Consider the following 16,622-nt stretch of genomic DNA (forward strand, 5'->3'; position numbering starts at 1 on the left):
ATCAGTAAAGAAGGCCGTCACGATTGTGACGGCCTTTTTCGTTCAGTGCGCCACGCTGTGGCGGCGAACGCCGTTGTCTGCGGCGGGCAGCCTGGCTTCGACGCTGCCCGAGGCGGCGAACAGCACCAGGTGATCCGCCGCTACGGTGATGCCGACGTCCTGGCCGATCTGGTAGTCCAGATGGCTGGGGAAGATCGCTTCGAGCTGGGTGCCCGTGGCCAGTTGCAGGCGGTACAGGGTCGAGGCGCCCTGGAAGCTCTTGCCGCTGACCCGCGCGGTGAGGGCGCTGTCGGGGGCATGCACGATATCGTCGGGACGCAGCAGGACATCCACGGCGCCGCCCACCGGCAAGGTGTAGGCGCGGTTGCCACGCAGCTCGCCGAGTTCGGTCTGCACCGTTTCCGGGCTGAGCAACTGACCGCGAATGAAGTAACCCTGGCCGATGAAGCTGGCCACGAACGGCGTGGCCGGTTCGTGATAGAGGTTGTAGGGCGTGTCCCATTGCTCCAGGCGGCCTTCCTTGAACACGCCGACATGGTCGCTGACGGCGAAGGCTTCTTCCTGGTCGTGCGTGACCAGGATCGCGCTGGTGCCGCGGCTCTTGAGGATGTCGCGAACCTCATGGCTGAGACGCCGGCGCAGTTCCACGTCGAGGTTGGAGAAGGGTTCGTCGAGCAGCAGCAATTGCGGCTCGGGTGCCAGGGCACGGGCCAGGGCCACACGCTGCTGCTGGCCGCCGGACAGTTCGTGCGGGTAGCGCGCGCCAAGGCCGTCGAGCTTGACCAGCTCCAGCATGTCCTTGACCACGTCATGCCGGCGCGGGTGCTTGCCGAGGCCGAAGGCGACGTTTTCCGCCACGCTCAGATGGGGGAACAGCGCGTAGTCCTGGAAGACCATGCCGATCCGGCGTTTTTCCGGGGCCAGGGTGAACCCGGCTTTGGAGATGACTTCGCCCGCCAGCTGGATCTCGCCGCCATGCACCGGCTCGAAGCCGGCGATGGCGCGCAGGGTGGTGGTCTTGCCGCACCCGGAGGAGCCCAGCAGGCAGCCGATGTCTCCGGCGTTGAGGTGCAGGTTGAGGTTCTGGACGATGCGCGCCTCGCCGTAGCCGCAGGCGAGGTCGCGCAGGTTGAGCAGTAGAGGTTGACTCATGCGTGGTGGTAGGCCGGTTCGACAAGGAATTCGAGAAGCGCCTTCTGTGCATGCAGGCGGTTTTCCGCCTGGTCCCAGGCGACCGAACGTGGGTCGTCGAGCAGATCCATGCTGATTTCCTCGCCACGGTGGGCGGGCAGGCAATGCATGAACAGGGCATCGGGGGCGGCCAGGTCGAGCAGTTCGCGGGTGACCTGGTACGGCGCGAAGCGCTCCAGGCGCCGCGCGGTTTCTTCTTCCTGACCCATGGAGGTCCAGACATCGGTGCTGACCAGGTGGGCGTCGCGTACCGCTTCTTTGGGATCGCGGACGATCCGCACGCGGTCACCGGCCTGGGCGACGAACTTCGCGTTGGGCTCGTAACCTTCGGGGCAGGCGATGCGCAGCTGGAAGTCGAACTGGATGGCCGCCTCTATATAGCTGTTGCACATGTTGTTGCCGTCACCGATCCAGGCCACGGTCTTGCCCTGGATCGAGCCGCGGTGTTCGAGGAAGGTCTGCATGTCGGCCAGCAGTTGGCACGGGTGCAGGTCGTCGGACAGGCCATTGATCACCGGAACGCGGGAGTTGGCGGCGAATTCGGTCAGGATGCTGTGGGCAAAGGTACGGATCATCACCGCATCGAGCATGCGCGACATGACGATGGCGCAGTCGCCGATCGGTTCGCCACGTCCCAGCTGGGTGTCGCGCGGGGAGAGGAAGATCGCCTGGCCGCCGAGCTGGATCATGCCGGCTTCGAAGGACAGCCGGGTGCGGGTCGAGGATTTCTCGAAGATCATGCCCAGCACGCGATTCTTCAGGGGTTCGAAGAGTACGCCGCGGTTACGCAGGTCTTTCAGCTCGATCCCTCGGCGGATCACACTGACCAGTTCTTCGGCGGTGAAATCCATCAGGGAGAGAAAGTGCCTAGCGCTCATCATTGACTACCTTTTTTGCAACAGACCGCAGATCAGCAACAACCGGTTTTTCGGAAACACGGATGAGACCTGCGGCGTAAGCCGCACGGGGCGACGAAATAGGGGAAGGCGCAATACTATAATTAAATGTCGCGTCTTACCAAGTGGGGTTGCGCCGTGACGCGAGTGGCGCAGTGGAGGTCGCTTTGCGACCTTTCGCTGGCGAAGCCCGCGCCTACGGAGCGCGCGGCATGCCATTGGTCTGCTTTTTTCGCAGAGCAAGCGACCTTTGTACACCGCCCGCGAAGGGCTTTGCAATCGACGGGCGGCGCTTTGTGGCTCGATTGGAACCATCGTCCGAACTGATGCCGTGGAATTCACGCGACGAACATCGCTGGCGGCGTGCCAGAGTCGCGGCCATAGTCGGGAACGGCACTCCCCCCCGATCGCAGAACAAGAGGCGGCCATGACCAAGACCGTGCACCACCGAGCCTGTCACCTGTGCGAGGCCATTTGCGGCCTGACCTTCGAACTGGAAGCCGACGACGGCGCCGTGCCGCGCATCGCCTCGATCAAGGGCGATCCGCAGGACAGTTTTAGTCGCGGCCACATCTGTCCCAAGGCGGTGGCGCTGCAAGACATCCAGAACGACCCCAATCGCCTGCGCGGCCCGGTCATGCGGGCCGGCGAGCAGTGGCTGCCGATTTCCTGGGACGAGGCCTTCGAACTGGCCGCGCGCAAACTGCACGACATCCAGCAGCGGCACGGCCAGAACGCCGTGGCGGTCTATCAGGGCAATCCCAGCGTGCACAACTATGGGTTGATGACCCACAGCAATTACTTTCTCGGCCTGCTGAAAACCCGCAATCGTTTCTCGGCCACGTCCGTCGACCAGTTGCCCCATCACCTGAGCAGCTATCTGATGTACGGCCACGGCCTGCTGCTGCCGATCCCGGACATCGACCACACCGATTTCATGCTGATCCTGGGAGGCAATCCATTGGCCTCCAACGGCAGCATCATGACCGTGCCGGACGTGGAGAAGCGCCTCAAGGCCCTGCAGGCCCGCGGCGGCAAGCTGGTGGTGGTCGATCCGCGGCGCAGCGAAACCGCGGCGATGGCCGACCAGCATCTGTTCGTCCGTCCGGGGGGCGACGCGGCGCTGCTGTGCGGGGTGCTCAATACGCTGTTCGAGGAAGGCCTGAGCCGCGCCACGCACCTGCCGGTCAGCGGCCTGGATGAGGTCCGCGCGGCCTTGCGGCCGTTCACGGCGGAAGTCATGAGCCTGCTCTGCGGCATCGAGGCCGGACTGATCCGCCAGTTGGCGCGGGACTTCGCCGCCGCCGACAAGGCCGTGTGCTATGGGCGAATGGGCGTTTCCACCCAGGCCTTCGGCACGCTCTGCCAGTGGCTGGTGCAACTGATCAACCTGGTCAGCGGCAATCTCGACCGGGTCGGCGGGGCGCTGTGCACGGAGCCGGCGGTGGATCTGGTGGCGATGACCAGCGGCGGGCATTTCAATGTCTGGCAGAGCCGTGTTTCCGGGTTGCCGGAGTATGGCGGTGAATTGCCGGTGGCGGCCTTGGCCGAGGAGATGCTCACCGAGGGCGAAGGCCAGGTCCGCGCCCTGGTTACCGTGGCCGGCAACCCGGTGCTGTCGACGCCCAACGGGCGGCAGTTGGAGCAGGCGCTGGATGGCCTGGAATTCATGCTCAGCGTCGATCTGTACATCAACGAGACCACGCGCTACGCCGATCTGATCCTGCCGTCGACTTCAGCCCTGGAGAACGATCACTACGACACCACCTTCAACCTGTTCGCGGTGCGCAACGTCAGCCGTTTCAACCGCGCCATCCTGCCCAAACCGCAGGGGGCGCTGCATGATTGGGAGATCTTCGTCGGCCTGGCCGAAGCCTTTGCGCGGGTCGCCGGGAAACCGCTCAAGCCGACCCTCGCGCCAGCGCAGATGATCGATCTGGGCCTGCGTGCTGGCCGCTATGGCGAGGGTTCGCCGTTCAACCTGTCGCTGCAGACCCTCGACCAGCATCCCCACGGCATCGATCTGGGGCCCCTGCGGCCGAATCTGGCGACGCGCCTGAAGACCGAGAGCCATGCCATCGAGGCGGCCCCGGCGGCGCTGCTCGCCGATCTGCAGCGTTTTGCCGCGCAACAGCCGCCGAGTGCCGCGCAACTGCTGCTGATCGGCCGTCGGCATGTGCGCAGCAACAATTCCTGGATGCACAACTTTCATCGACTGGTCAAAGGCAAGCCGCGTCATCAGTTGCTGATGCATCCCGAGGACCTGGCCGGACGCCAGTTGCAGGATGGCCAACGGGTGCGGGTGACCTCTCGGGTCGGCAGCGTCGAGGTGGAGGTGCAGGCCAGCACCGACATGATGCCCGGCGTGGTCAGCCTGCCCCATGGTTTTGGTCATGCCCGCCCTGGCGTGTTGCTGGATATCGCCCGCGCTCAGTCCGGCGCCAGCGCCAACGACCTGACCGATGACCGACTGATCGATGCCCTGTCCGGCAACGCGGTGCTCAATGGCGTGCCGGTGGAAGTGGTTGCCGCATGAATGTCGGCAATGCCGAGCGCCGTGCTCGGCTTTCCGATACAATGCGCCACCGTGCCGACAAACCAGGTCGGAAAGTTCAGCCGAGGTGCTTCATGGATATCATTGAAACAATCAAAGAGCAGATCGCCAACAACACCATTCTGCTTTACATGAAAGGTTCGCCGAATGCCCCGCAGTGCGGCTTCTCGGCCAAGGCAGCGCAGTGCGTGATGGGTTGTGGCGAGAAGTTCGCTTACGTCGACATCCTGCAGAACCCGGAAATCCGCGCCAACCTGCCGAAATACGCCAACTGGCCAACCTTCCCGCAACTGTGGGTCGCGGGTGAACTGGTTGGCGGCAGCGACATCATGACCGAGATGTTCCAGAACGGTGAGCTGCAGACCCTGATCAAGGACGCCGCGGCCAAAGCTGCCGAAGCCTGATTGCCTGTTGTTGTCGAAGAGCCCCGCGATGCGGGGCTTTTTCGATTCTGTCGGGCTGAAATGCAAAAACGCCGCGCTTCGGGTAGAGGCGCGGCGTTTTCGTGTGCTGGACAGTGTGGCTTATTCGCCGTCGCCCATCTGCGATTGCAGGTAGTTTTCCAGGCCAACCTTGTCGATCAGGCCCAGTTGGGTTTCCAGCCAGTCGATGTGTTCTTCTTCGGATTCGAGGATGTCTTCCAGCATTTCACGGCTGCCGAAGTCGCCGACGGTTTCGCAGTGGGCGATGGCGGCTTTCAGGTCGATCAGGCCTTTCTGCTCGATCTTCAGGTCGCACTCGAGCATTTCCCGGGTGTGTTCGCCGATCAGCAGTTTGCCCAGGTCCTGGACGTTGGGGATGCCCTCGAGAAACAGAATCCGCTTGATCAGTTTGTCAGCGTGCTTCATCTCGTCGATGGATTCTTTGTATTCGTGCTTGCCGAGCTTATCCAGACCCCAGTCTTCATACATGCGGGCATGCAGGAAGTATTGGTTGATCGCGACCAGCTCGTTTCCGAGGATCTTGTTGAGATGCTGGATGACGCTTACGTCGCCTTTCATGGTGGGGTCCCGCCCTGTCAGAGTGTCAATGAGCGGAAGTTTGAGCCTGACAACTTTCGCTGTCAAACCTAAGTTATTGAATAATAAATAAAAATTAATCGGAATAAGAATGTTTTTAGTCCGCGTTCGATACCTAACTGTTTGAATTCTGGGCATAAAAAAACCGGACACTGGGTCCGGTTCTTCAGGAATGCGGGAAAATTATTTTTCAGGCCGCGGTGAATTCCACAGGATAGGGCAGGGCTGCGGCCTGGCTGATCTGGATCTCGGCGAGGGTTTCGCGTACTACCTGTTTGGCAACGCACGCACATTTGCCACACTGGCTGGCCACATTGGTGGCGGCGCGGACTTCCTTGTAGCTACAGCATCCTTCATAGATCGCATCGCGGATCTGTCCGTCGGTTACACCAACACAAAGACACACATACATAGAAGAAAACCATCAGGGCGTTAGGCTCGAATGAAGAGAAGCCTAATGGTAATGAGAATGCTTGTCAAAGCACTTTCTTCAAGCTGCGAAATAGAGCGACCGCCGGTAGGAAAAAGAGTCGAATCGCCATGACTCGGCGTCCCGCCCGGGGCCGTGTATGATGCTCAACCCATGTCAGGCGGATTCTCACGCCTGCGTAGTCAAATTCAACACCATCAGGAGATATCGAATGAGCGTGCTCGTTGGCAAAAAAGCCCCGGACTTCACCGTCGCCGCTGTACTGGGCAATGGCGAAATCGTCGACAGCTTCAACCTGGCTTCGGCTATCAAGGGCAAGTACGGCCTGGTGTTCTTCTACCCACTGGACTTCACCTTCGTCTGCCCGTCCGAGCTGATCGCCCTGGACCACCGCATCCCTGAGTTCCAGGCGCGCAACGTCGAAGTCATCGGCGTTTCGATCGACTCGCACTTCACCCACAACGCCTGGCGCAACACCCCGGTCAACAACGGCGGTATCGGCCCGGTCAAATACACCCTGGCCGCCGACATCTCCCACGAGATCTGCAAGGCCTATGACGTCGAGTCCGAAGGTGGCGTGGCCTTCCGTGGCGCCTTCCTGATCGACACCAACGGTGTCGTACGTTCGCAGATCGTCAACGACCTGCCGCTGGGCCGCAACATGGACGAGCTGCTGCGTCTGGTCGACGCCCTGCAATTCCACGAAGAGCACGGCGAAGTCTGCCCTGCCAACTGGAAAAAAGGCGACAAGGGCATGACCGCTTCGCCGGAAGGCGTTGCCGCTTACCTGAGCGAGAACGCTGGCAATCTGTAATCGCCAGGCATAAAAAAACCGGCCTCGATGGCCGGTTTTTTTATGCGCGGGATAACGCCTTCAATCGTTGAAGTCGTGCCAGCCGCCCATTTCCTTCCAGCGGTTGACGATGCCGCAGAACAGCTCGGCGGTCTTCTCCGTGTCGTAGCGGGCGGAGTGCGCCTCGCGTCCGTCGAAGTCGATGTCGGCGCTCTGGCAGGCCCGCGCCAGTACGGTCTGACCATAGGCCAGGCCCGCCAGGGTCGCGGTGTCGAAGCTGGAGAACGGGTGGAACGGGTTGCGCTTCATGTCGTTGCGCGCCACCGCGGCGTTGAGGAAGCCGAGGTCGAAGCTGCTGTTGTGGCCGACCAGGATCGCCCGCTTGCAGCCGTTGGCCTTCAGGGCCTTGCGTACACCGCGGAAGATGTCGGTCAGCGCCGCTTCCTCGCTCACCGCCATGCGCAGCGGGTGATCGAGCTTGATCCCGGTGAACTCCAGGGCCGCCTGTTCGATGTTGGCGCCTTCGAACGGCTCTACACGGAAGAAATAGGTGTGTTCCGGGAACAGGAAGCCCTTTTCGTCCATGCCGATGGTGACCGCGGCGATTTCCAGCAGCGCATCGGTGGCGCAGTTGAAACCGCCGGTCTCGACATCCACCACAACCGGCAGGTAGCCGCGAAACCGCTCCGCCATCGGGTGGCGCGAACCACCGCCGCCCAGACCTTCCTGGTCGTCGTCGAACTGATCGTCACTCACGCGTTGTCCTCCAGCAGGCGCCAGCGCATCTGCTCACCGGCGCGCAGCGGAACGACGGTCTGCTCGCCGAACGGCAGGCTGTCGGGGGCGGTCCAGCTTTCGCGGACCAGGGTGATGGTGTCGGTGTTCGCCGGCAGGCCATAGAAGGCCGGGCCGTGCAGGCTGGCGAAACCTTCCAGCTTGTCCAGCGCATTGCGCTGCTCGAAGGCCTCGGCGTACAGCTCGATCGCCGCGAAGGCGGTGTAGCAGCCGGCGCAGCCACAGGCGGCTTCCTTGGCGTGACGGGCATGCGGGGCCGAGTCGGTGCCGAGGAAGAACTTGCTGTTGCCGCTGGTGGCGGCGTCGAGCAGGGCGACCTGGTGGGTGTTGCGCTTGAGGATCGGCAGGCAGTAGAAGTGCGGGCGAATGCCGCCGACCAGCATGTGGTTGCGGTTGTACAGCAGGTGCTGGGCGGTGATGGTCGCGCCGACGTTGGCCGGGGCTTCCTTGACGAATTGCGCGGCATCGGCGGTGGTGATGTGTTCGAACACCACTTTCAGGGTCGGGAAGCGTTCCACCACGCGACGCAGGTGTTCGTCGATGAACAGCTTCTCGCGGTCGAACACGTCGATCTCGCTGCGCGTCACTTCACCGTGGACCAGCAGGAGCATGCCGACTTCGGCCATGGCTTCGAGGGCCGGGAAGATCTTGTCGATGCTGGTGACGCCGGAATCCGAGTTGGTGGTGGCGCCGGCCGGGTACAGCTTGGCGGCGTAGACGAAGCCACTGGCCTTGGCCGCGCGGATGTCTTCCGGCTGGGTGCGGTCGGTGAGGTACAGCACCATCAGCGGCTCGAAACGGCTGCCGGCCGGCCGGGCATCGAGGATGCGCTGGCGATAGGCGCCGGCTTCGGCGGCATTGCGTACCGGCGGCACCAGGTTGGGCATGATGATGGCGCGGGCGAAGGTGCGCGCCACGTCGCCGACGGTATGAGGCAGGACGGCTCCATCGCGAAGATGGATGTGCCAGTCATCGGGACGCAGAAGGGTCAGGCGATCGGACATTGGGCTTTCCAGGCGGTTCGAACTCTGGGCGAATGCTACCGGAAAAGCCTGTTCCGAGCACTCGCTATCAAGTTTTGCCGATGCCGTCCGATAGCCTGCAGGTAAGTCGAGAGAATTTTGTGGAGCCGCCCCGTGCGCCAGCGTTATCTAGCCCTGCTCAGCCTGTTCGCCAGCCTTCCGGCCGCCGCGCTCACGTTTCAGACGCGCGTGGAAAACATCGAGTGGAAGGTCGAAGGCGATCAGTTCGAGTGCCGACTGATCCAGCCCATTGCCGACTTCGGCAGCGGTGAGTTCGTGCGGCGCGCCGGCGAGCAGGCGACCTTCCGCCTGCGCTCGAGCAACAACGTGCTCGGTGCCGGCTCGGCGACCCTGCTGGCCGCCGCCGCGCCGTGGCAGCCGGGGCGCGGCGACATCAACCTCGGTTCGATCCGCATGGCCCGCACCGGTGTGCTGTTCAACAGCTCCCAGGGCCAGGCCAGTCGCCTGATCAACGGCCTGCTCGATGGTCGCAGCACAGTGGTGCGCAACTATGCCGGCGAGGCCGGACAGAGCATGGAAGTGCGCCTGCTGCCGGTGAAGTTCAACAAGGCCTATGCCGATTACCAGGCGTGTTCGGTCAAGCTGCTGCCGATGAACTTCGACCAGATCCGCCAGACCCGTGTCGGTTTCCCGGGCAACGGCATCGACCTGGATGCCGACGCCCGCGCGCGGCTGGACGTGCTGCTCGATTTCCTCAAGGCCGATCCCACGGTCAATCACATCGAGCTGGACGGTCACTCCGACAACAGCGGCAACCGTCTGACCAACCGCGACCTTTCTCGGCGCCGTGCCCTGGCGGTGCAGGATTACCTCAAGGCGCATGGCGTGCCGGAGGAGAACATCGTCGTGCGTTTTCACGGCGAGCGTTATCCGCTGGCGGCCAACAACTCCTCGGCCAACCGCGCGCGCAACCGCCGGGTGAACATCCAGCTGGACCGTGTCACTCCCGTGGAGAAGCCCGCCGCGGAAAAACCGGCTGAGCCCGCGGCACCGACACCGCCGCCGTCTGGCGCTCCGGCGAGTCCCGCGGCCCAGGCCCAGCCGGGCAAACCCGCGATCAAATCCTGAGTGCGACTGTCCGTCGCGCTCACGACAGTTCCTGTCGCTTTGTCGTCACAAGCTGTCGCCCCACTGTAAATTCATCGGCGGGATCGGTAGACTCTACGGTTTTCCGTACAACCCCGTGGAGTGATGGCATGGCGGACGTAAAAAAGGTCGTACTGGCGTATTCCGGCGGCCTTGATACTTCGGTGATTCTCAAGTGGCTGCAGGATACCTACAACTGTGAAGTGGTGACTTTCACCGCCGATCTGGGGCAGGGCGAAGAGGTCGAGCCGGCCCGCGCCAAAGCTCAGGCCATGGGCGTCAAAGAGATCTACATCGATGACCTGCGCGAAGAGTTCGTGCGAGACTTCGTGTTCCCGATGTTCCGCGCCAACACCGTCTACGAAGGCGAGTACCTGCTGGGTACTTCCATCGCCCGTCCGCTGATCGCCAAGCGTCTTATCGAAATCGCCAACGAAACCGGCGCCGATGCCATTTCCCACGGCGCCACCGGCAAGGGCAACGACCAGGTCCGCTTCGAGCTGGGCGCCTATGCGCTGAAGCCGGGCGTCAAGGTCATCGCGCCATGGCGCGAGTGGGACCTGCTGTCCCGCGAGAAGCTGATGGATTACGCCGAGAAGCACGGCATCCCGATCGAGCGTCACGGCAAGAAGAAGTCGCCGTACTCGATGGACGCCAACCTGCTGCACATCTCCTACGAGGGCGGTGTCCTGGAAGATACCTGGACCGAGCACGAGGAAGACATGTGGCGCTGGAGCGTTTCCCCGGAAAACGCCCCGGACCAGGCAACCTACCTGGAACTGACCTACCGCAACGGTGACATCGTCGCCATCGACGGCGTCGAGATGAGCCCGGCCACCGTCCTCGCCGAGCTGAACCGCATTGGCGGCGCCAACGGCATCGGCCGTCTGGACATCGTCGAGAACCGTTACGTCGGCATGAAGTCCCGTGGCTGCTACGAGACCCCTGGCGGCACCATCATGCTCAAGGCCCACCGCGCCATCGAGTCGATCACCCTGGACCGCGAAGTCGCTCACCTGAAGGATGAGCTGATGCCGAAGTACGCCAGCCTGATCTACACCGGCTACTGGTGGAGCCCTGAGCGTCTGATGCTGCAACAGATGATCGACGCTTCCCAGGTCAACGTGAATGGCGTGGTACGCCTGAAGCTGTACAAGGGCAACGTCATCGTCACTGGCCGCAAGTCCGACGATTCGCTGTTCGACGCCAACATCGCGACCTTCGAGGAAGATGGCGGCGCCTACAACCAGGCCGACGCCGCGGGCTTCATCAAGCTCAACGCCCTGCGCATGCGCATTGCCGCGAGCAAGGGCCGTTCGCCGCTCTGATTCGGCGGCGTCACTGAAAAAACCCGGCATCGATGCCGGGTTTTTTTATTCGCGGATCGGCGGGGAATGATTTTGTGGCGTCTCGGCGACGATGCTGATGCGTTTCCCCGTTTCCAGATTGTGCAGCGTCAGTGTTCCCGTCGTGGTGTTCTGTAGGGCATGTCGCGCGATAACTTCCAGAAGCGCTTGTGAACCGGGGCCGGATAGCGTCACCGTGGCCAGTGTTGTTGCGTGTGAAAACGGAAGTGCAAGTGTCGGAGAACTTTCCAGGTTGCGTGTATTCGCTGGCGGGAATGAAGTTGCCGTTGTTTCCGTTGTCGTGTTTTCCGCTGCTTGATCCTCCGGGCCATAAAGACTTTTGGTGTTGAAGTTCAGGGTAAGAAAAAACAGCAATGTCAGAAACGGCGGAAAGCCAACCAGGAACCAGGTGTAGATACTCTGGCTGCTTTCATCCAGAAACGGCAGCGACGCCAGCGCCGACGCTTCGATGATTCCGGCGAAGATGGCGATGATGGTCAGTGGGCTCTTCGGTTCTGAGCTGCTCATGGGCGGTGTTCTCTGCGCTGTCGCGCGTCTGCTCGAGGCTAACTGGGCCTTGCGGTCCGGGGGCTTTGCCGGGAGTCTGGCGCACAATGCGCGGGCTCATCACCGGGTGATGGCTCTTGCCGAGGAAGTTTTTCGGGGGGCGCCTTGGGATCGCAGGCGACAGGTGCCAGGTGGATCGGACTTGTTTCGTGCTTATTAGGGAAATTTCCTTCAAGTAGTCAGTCGTTATTCGTAGCGATATTTTTGATGTGCATGGCTAGCATCCTTTGATGCCTTGGTTGCTTCGCTCAAGGCGCGCGAGAACGGTCAAACAAAACAGCCTGTAGGAATATTCTGTAAGAGCATTCCCTTATTTATGTAGTACTTGTCTTTGCGTGCAAGTGTTCACCACAGACATCATGCATTGCACGGACTGACTGGGCTATTGTTGCGGGCCTCTAATAAGTCGAATAGTTAATAATGGATCTTGCCCATGAATAAAGTGCTGATCGTCGATGACCATCCGGTCATTCGCTTGGCCGTACGCATGCTGATGGACCGGCATGGTTATGAAGTGATTGGGGAAACGGACAACGGTGTGGATGCGCTGCAGCTGGCGCGGGAGCATCTGCCGGATATCGTCATTCTGGATATCGGGATTCCCAAGCTCGATGGTCTGGAAGTCATTGGCCGGCTGACGGCCAACGGCATCGTCATCAAGGTCCTGGTGCTTACCTCGCAGGCGCCGGGGCATTTCTCCATGCGCTGCATGCAGGCGGGTGCGGCAGGCTACGTGTGCAAGCAGCAGGACCTCACCGAACTGCTCAGTGCGATCAAGGCGGTGCTGTCCGGCTACAGTTACTTCCCCAACCAGGCGTTGCATTCGGTGCGTTCGAACCTGGGCGGATCCAGCGAGGCGGATATGGTCGGACGCTTGTCCGGAAGGGAGATGATGGTGTTGCAGCAACTGGCCCGCGGTAAATCCAACAAGGAGATCGCCGATGGCATGTTTCTCAGCAACAAGACGGTAAGTACCTACAAGACGCGCCTGTTGCTCAAACTCAATGCCCGCTCACTGGTCGACCTGATCGAACTGGCGCAACGCAACGGTCTGGTCTGATGTCGGCACAAAACGCAAAAAGCCTCCCGTAATGGAGGCTTTTGTTTTTTCAGGCCCATGACGTTTCAAAGATCGAAGTCGTAATCAGCCAGTTGCTTTTGCAAACGGCGCTCTTCCAGCAGATTGTCGATGGTACGACGCTTGCTCAGGTTGGTTTTCGCCGCTTCTACGGGAGTATCGGAAGCAAACTCTTCAGGCGCTGCGGATTCATCATCAATATCAAGGTCTTCTTTATCAGTGCTCATGTGTCACTCCGTTCCAAGAGGGCCATTGGCGCCCCTTATAACGATATTCCAGACACGGGTAAAAAAGATTTTTTCAATCAATGGGGCAGGATTTCCCTATTTCGTCAATCGTCGGAGGTCTTCTGCTTGTATTCGCACAAGTCCTCGATCCGACAACTTCCACAGCGTGGCTTGCGGGCCTGGCAAACATAGCGTCCGTGCAGGATCAGCCAGTGGTGGGCGTCCAGCAGATAGGCCTTGGGCACGAACTTCAACAATGCCTTTTCCACGTCGACGACATTCTTCCCGGGGGCGATTCCGGTGCGGTTGCTGACGCGGAAAATGTGTGTATCCACCGCCATGGTCAATTGCCGGAAGGCTGTGTTGAGGACGACGTTGGCGGTCTTGCGTCCTACCCCGGGGAGGGCTTCCAGCGCCTCGCGGGTTTCCGGGACCTGACTATCGTGCTGCTCGACGAGGATGCGGCAGGTCTCGATGACGTTCTTCGCCTTGCTGTTGTACAGGCCGATGGTCTTGATGTACTCGGACAGGCCTTCCACGCCCAGGGCATGGATGGCCGCCGGGGTGTTGGCCACCGGGAACAGTTTCGCGGTGGCCTTGTTGACCCCGACGTCGGTGGCTTGTGCCGAGAGGATCACGGCGATCAGCAACTCGAAGGGTGAGCTGTAGGCCAGTTCGGTTTTGGGTTCGGGATTGTCTTCATGCAGCCGGCGGAAAATCTCCAGGCGTTTGGCGGCGTTCATTGATCAGCGGTTTCCTTCACGGTCTTGGGTGGCCTGTTGCGACAGGCTCGATTGATCAGGGCCAGCAGCAGGCCGAGCAGCAGCAGGGCGCCCGGAGCGAGGCTGGCGAGACGCAGGCCGGTGCTGGCCGGCCCGCCGGTAAATGAGAGGTGCAGTGTGCCGCTGGCCAGCAGTTCGCGGCTGCTCCCCAGCAGCAGGAACAGCGCGCTGTAGCCACCCAGCAGGATGGCCACGCGTCGCCACTGCGCGGCGTTGCCGAGGCTTTGTTCGAACAGCAGGCAGCTCACGGCGATGAGTTCCGGGTAGATGCCCAGCGCCTGGCGCAACTCAAGGGCCCAGGCTTGCAGGGCCAGGGTCTGGCAGGTGACCACCAGGGCGGCCAGCAGAATATTGGCGAGCCCGTTGCAGGTCGGATCCAGGCGGCCGCGCAGCGGAGTCATCAGGCCGCGATGGATGCCGATCGCCAGTACGCTGAGCAACGTCATGCTGGCGCCCTGGACCAGCGTCTGGCTTGCGCCCAGCAGCGGCGCCAGGCTCAGGGCGGCGAGCCAGGATCTATTCATGGCTGCCAGCCTCCGTCAGCCACAGCCGCGCATGCTCGTCGAAGTAGCGCAGGGCGTCCTGGATCGCCTGGATCACCGCCCGCGAGGTCACGCTGGCTCCGGCCAGTTGATCGAACTGGCCGTTGTCGCGCTTCAGCGCCCAGGCGCCTTCCGGGGTATTGCCCTGGCTGCGGCCGTTGAAGGCCAGCAGCCAGGAATTGCCCGGCTCCGCCAGACGCGCGCCCAGGCCTGGGGTCTCCTGTTGCTGCAACACCCGGCTGGCGAGCAGGCGGCCTTCGCGGTCGATGGCGACCAGCAGGTCGATCGGGCCCCCGTAACCCTGGAAACGGCTATGCAGCACCACCGCACTGGGGCGGTCCCGCAGTGTGGCGAGATAGCCGGCCTGCAGGCGGCTGTGCGGCAATTGGGGATCGGGCAGGGTCAGTGGCTGTTGCAGTGGCTGGTTGTCGTAGCTGCCTTCGGGTAGCACGCTGAGCCAGGTGCGGGCCTGCAAGCGCTGCTCTGCCGCGCTGATCCGCGGCGCGCAATAGCGCTGCCAGGCAACGCTGACACTCACCGCCAACACGGCGAGGAGCAGCACCAGCAACAGTCCACGATGCTTCATGTCGCCTCCGTTTGCCGACGTTCGCCCCAGCGATCCAGCGCCGGCACGCAGAGGTTCATCAGCAGCACGGCGAAGGCCATGCCGTCGGGATAGTTGCCCCAGGTGCGGAGCAGGTAGACCAGCACGCCGACGCCAGCGCCGAACAGCAGGCGGCCCCCTGGGGTTTTCGCGCCGCTGACCGGCTCGGTGACGATGAAGAAGGCGCCGAGCAGGGTCGAGCCGGCCAGCAGGTGCAGGAGCGGCGAACCGTTGGAGTCGGAGCCCGATCCGTTCCAGCAGAACAGGCTGATGAGGAACAGGCTGCCCAGCATCGCCAGCGGTGCGTGCCAACTGATCACCTTGCGTTGCAGGAGGAACAGGCCGCCCGCGAGAAAGGCGAGACTGGCCCATTCGCTACCGCGCCCGGCGAAATGGCCGAAGCCGGGGTGACTGGCGAACAGTTCATCGATGGTCAGGCTGCGGTTCTGCCGCAGACCGTCGAGCACGGTGGCCTGGGCCCAGGCGTCGGGTCGCTCGCCGAGGCCGAACAGGGCATCGAGGCTGTGACCGAGATCCGGCGCTTGTGGCGCTGGCCAGTGGGTCATCTGCAAGGGGAAGGACAGCAGCACCACGGCATAGCCGAGCATCGCCGGGTTGAACGGGTTGCGCCCGACTCCGCCGTACAGCTGCTTGCCAAGGGCGATGGCGCTGCTGGCGGCGATCAGGGGCAACCACCACGGCGTTTGGGCGGGCAGGGCGATGGCCAGCAGGGCCGCACTGACCAGTGCGCTGCCGTCATTCAGTGCTGGCCGTACCGGGCGCTGGCGCAGTCGCAGCAGCGCGGCTTCGGTCAACAGCGCGCCGGTGGCGGTGAGCAGCAGATTGAACAGAACGCCCCAGCCGTAAATCCAGAACAGCGCCAGAAAACCGGGCAGACAGGCCAGCAACACCAGTTGCATGGCGCTGCGCAGGCGAACGTCGGTATCAACCGCGGACATGGCCGTCGACCGGTTGCAGGGCGTCGATGCGTTGAATCAGATTCATGATGTGAACAATCCGTTGAACCCGAGAAAAGCCATGGCCATGATCCCGGCACTCATCAGCTCGATGGGCAGGCCGCGGAAGGCCAGGGGGACATCGTCATGCTGGCTGCGCTGGCGCAGATCATCGAACAGTGCCAGCACCAGCCAGAAACCCAGGCCGCTGCCGAGTCCGACCAGTAGCGCATGGAGCACACCGCGGTCTTCGTCACTCAACTGCAGGCATAGCCCCAGCAGCGCGGCATTGCCACTGAGCAGCGGCTGGAGGCCGTCGAAGCGCCAGTGTTTCAGGGCGCGGCGCAGCCCCGCGAGAATCGGCGCGGCGCTCAGCACGCCCAGGGGCAGGAAGACGAACAGACGCAGGTAGTCGAGTTGCAGCGGGCGCAGGCCGTACTGGTAGAGCAGTTGCCCGAGCGTGCTGACCAGCAGCATCGCCACCAGCGTGGCCAGCCCCAGCGCGTGGACCCGGGGCCGGGTCGGCGCGGCGTCCTCGCGCAACAACGGATCGAGCGCCAACGTGTGCTGCAGGACGATGTTGTTGATCAGGGCTGCGCCGATCAGCGCGAGGATCAGTTCGGTCATGACGGTGCCAGCGGCAAGGTGCAGGAGGCCATTATCCGGCAATGACGAGGCAATGAGAACGCCCCGGCGGATGAGGCCGGGGCGTC

The 16,622-nt window shown here is 62.5% G+C and carries 19 protein-coding genes; 6 read left to right on the top strand and 13 right to left on the bottom strand.

All coding sequences use genetic code 11. The features are described from left to right. Positions 1-42: 42 nt before the first annotated feature. Both CHB99_RS01885 and argF read right to left on the bottom strand, forming a co-directional pair. Positions 43-1,152 (bottom strand): ABC transporter ATP-binding protein, encoded by a 1,110-nt coding sequence (locus CHB99_RS01885; protein WP_042122742.1) that lies wholly within the window; start codon positions 1,150-1,152, stop codon positions 43-45. Then, a complete protein-coding gene (gene argF / locus CHB99_RS01890; protein WP_042122744.1) occupies positions 1,149-2,069 on the bottom strand; it encodes an ornithine carbamoyltransferase in 921 nt (306 codons plus the stop codon). Before argF ends, CHB99_RS01885 begins: the two co-directional genes overlap by 4 nt. Positions 2,070-2,514: 445 nt before the next feature. Here argF and CHB99_RS01895 point away from each other — a divergent pair, with 445 nt between their 5' ends. Together CHB99_RS01895 and grxD are read left to right on the top strand one after the other, a co-directional pair. Further along, positions 2,515-4,623 carry a molybdopterin oxidoreductase family protein gene (locus tag CHB99_RS01895; RefSeq protein ID WP_042122745.1) on the top strand — a complete coding sequence of 703 codons (2,109 nt, stop codon included), beginning with the start codon at positions 2,515-2,517 and terminating at the stop codon, positions 4,621-4,623. Positions 4,624-4,715: 92 nt separating this feature from the next. After that, positions 4,716-5,045, top strand: coding sequence for a Grx4 family monothiol glutaredoxin (gene grxD, locus CHB99_RS01900; RefSeq protein ID WP_042122747.1), 330 nt, complete (start codon positions 4,716-4,718; stop codon positions 5,043-5,045). 120 nt (positions 5,046-5,165) lie between these two features. Here the strand turns inward: grxD and bfr are convergent, their stop codons facing one another. Both bfr and CHB99_RS01910 read right to left on the bottom strand, forming a co-directional pair. Then, positions 5,166-5,642, bottom strand: a complete 477-nt coding sequence (bfr, locus tag CHB99_RS01905; protein WP_042122749.1) for a bacterioferritin — start codon at positions 5,640-5,642, stop codon at positions 5,166-5,168. A 208-nt stretch (positions 5,643-5,850) separates the two neighbouring features. Beyond that, a complete protein-coding gene (locus tag CHB99_RS01910) occupies positions 5,851-6,072 on the bottom strand; it encodes a bacterioferritin-associated ferredoxin (RefSeq protein WP_042122752.1) in 222 nt (73 codons plus the stop codon). Positions 6,073-6,301: 229 nt separating this feature from the next. Here CHB99_RS01910 and CHB99_RS01915 point away from each other — a divergent pair, with 229 nt between their 5' ends. Further along, on the top strand, positions 6,302-6,904 hold the full coding sequence (locus CHB99_RS01915; protein ID WP_042122754.1) for a peroxiredoxin: 603 nt from the start codon (positions 6,302-6,304) through the stop codon (positions 6,902-6,904). A 60-nt stretch (positions 6,905-6,964) separates the two neighbouring features. Here the strand turns inward: CHB99_RS01915 and rnt are convergent, their stop codons facing one another. Both rnt and pyrC read right to left on the bottom strand, forming a co-directional pair. Further along, positions 6,965-7,639 (bottom strand): ribonuclease T, encoded by a 675-nt coding sequence (rnt, locus tag CHB99_RS01920; RefSeq protein ID WP_042122755.1) that lies wholly within the window; start codon positions 7,637-7,639, stop codon positions 6,965-6,967. Beyond that, on the bottom strand, positions 7,636-8,682 hold the full coding sequence (pyrC, locus tag CHB99_RS01925) for a dihydroorotase (protein WP_042122756.1): 1,047 nt from the start codon (positions 8,680-8,682) through the stop codon (positions 7,636-7,638). The genes rnt and pyrC overlap by 4 nt, the downstream gene beginning before the upstream one ends. A 132-nt stretch (positions 8,683-8,814) precedes the next feature. Here pyrC and CHB99_RS01930 point away from each other — a divergent pair, with 132 nt between their 5' ends. Both CHB99_RS01930 and CHB99_RS01935 read left to right on the top strand, forming a co-directional pair. After that, positions 8,815-9,789 carry a flagellar protein MotY gene (locus CHB99_RS01930; RefSeq protein ID WP_042122757.1) on the top strand — a complete coding sequence of 325 codons (975 nt, stop codon included), beginning with the start codon at positions 8,815-8,817 and terminating at the stop codon, positions 9,787-9,789. Positions 9,790-9,917: 128 nt separating this feature from the next. After that, entirely contained in the window at positions 9,918-11,135 is a 1,218-nt protein-coding gene (locus CHB99_RS01935; RefSeq protein WP_042122758.1) for an argininosuccinate synthase, read from the top strand. A gap of 45 nt (positions 11,136-11,180) precedes the next feature. On the opposite strand, the gene CHB99_RS01940 is transcribed toward CHB99_RS01935, so the two are convergent. Further along, positions 11,181-11,681 carry a hypothetical protein gene (locus tag CHB99_RS01940; RefSeq protein WP_084702612.1) on the bottom strand — a complete coding sequence of 167 codons (501 nt, stop codon included), beginning with the start codon at positions 11,679-11,681 and terminating at the stop codon, positions 11,181-11,183. A 472-nt stretch (positions 11,682-12,153) separates the two neighbouring features. On the opposite strand from CHB99_RS01940, the gene CHB99_RS01945 reads away from it, so the two are divergent. Beyond that, the gene (locus CHB99_RS01945) at positions 12,154-12,780 is read left to right on the top strand and encodes a response regulator transcription factor (protein WP_042122760.1); all 627 of its coding nucleotides are present in this window, start codon (positions 12,154-12,156) and stop codon (positions 12,778-12,780) included. Between the two features lie 65 nt (positions 12,781-12,845). Here the strand turns inward: CHB99_RS01945 and CHB99_RS01950 are convergent, their stop codons facing one another. The 6 genes from CHB99_RS01950 to CHB99_RS01975 form a co-directional block, all read right to left on the bottom strand. Continuing rightward, the gene (locus tag CHB99_RS01950) at positions 12,846-13,025 is read right to left on the bottom strand and encodes a PA3496 family putative envelope integrity protein (RefSeq protein WP_042122761.1); all 180 of its coding nucleotides are present in this window, start codon (positions 13,023-13,025) and stop codon (positions 12,846-12,848) included. A gap of 104 nt (positions 13,026-13,129) precedes the next feature. After that, the gene (gene nth, locus CHB99_RS01955; RefSeq protein WP_042122762.1) at positions 13,130-13,768 is read right to left on the bottom strand and encodes an endonuclease III; all 639 of its coding nucleotides are present in this window, start codon (positions 13,766-13,768) and stop codon (positions 13,130-13,132) included. Continuing rightward, positions 13,765-14,331, bottom strand: coding sequence for an Rnf-Nqr domain containing protein (locus tag CHB99_RS01960; protein ID WP_042122763.1), 567 nt, complete (start codon positions 14,329-14,331; stop codon positions 13,765-13,767). Before CHB99_RS01960 ends, nth begins: the two co-directional genes overlap by 4 nt. Next, positions 14,324-14,935 (bottom strand): RnfABCDGE type electron transport complex subunit G, encoded by a 612-nt coding sequence (locus CHB99_RS01965; protein WP_042122764.1) that lies wholly within the window; start codon positions 14,933-14,935, stop codon positions 14,324-14,326. Before CHB99_RS01965 ends, CHB99_RS01960 begins: the two co-directional genes overlap by 8 nt. Then, positions 14,932-15,912: an RnfABCDGE type electron transport complex subunit D gene (locus tag CHB99_RS01970; RefSeq protein ID WP_042122765.1), complete on the bottom strand. Its 981-nt coding sequence runs from the start codon at positions 15,910-15,912 to the stop codon at positions 14,932-14,934. Before CHB99_RS01970 ends, CHB99_RS01965 begins: the two co-directional genes overlap by 4 nt. Before the next feature lie 42 nt (positions 15,913-15,954). Further along, positions 15,955-16,536 (bottom strand): Rnf-Nqr domain containing protein, encoded by a 582-nt coding sequence (locus CHB99_RS01975; protein WP_042122766.1) that lies wholly within the window; start codon positions 16,534-16,536, stop codon positions 15,955-15,957. Between the last annotated feature and the right edge of the window lie 86 nt (positions 16,537-16,622).

The sequence above is a fragment of the Pseudomonas japonica genome, assembly GCF_900188455.1.
Taxonomy (GTDB): Bacteria; Pseudomonadota; Gammaproteobacteria; order Pseudomonadales; family Pseudomonadaceae; genus Aquipseudomonas; species Aquipseudomonas japonica.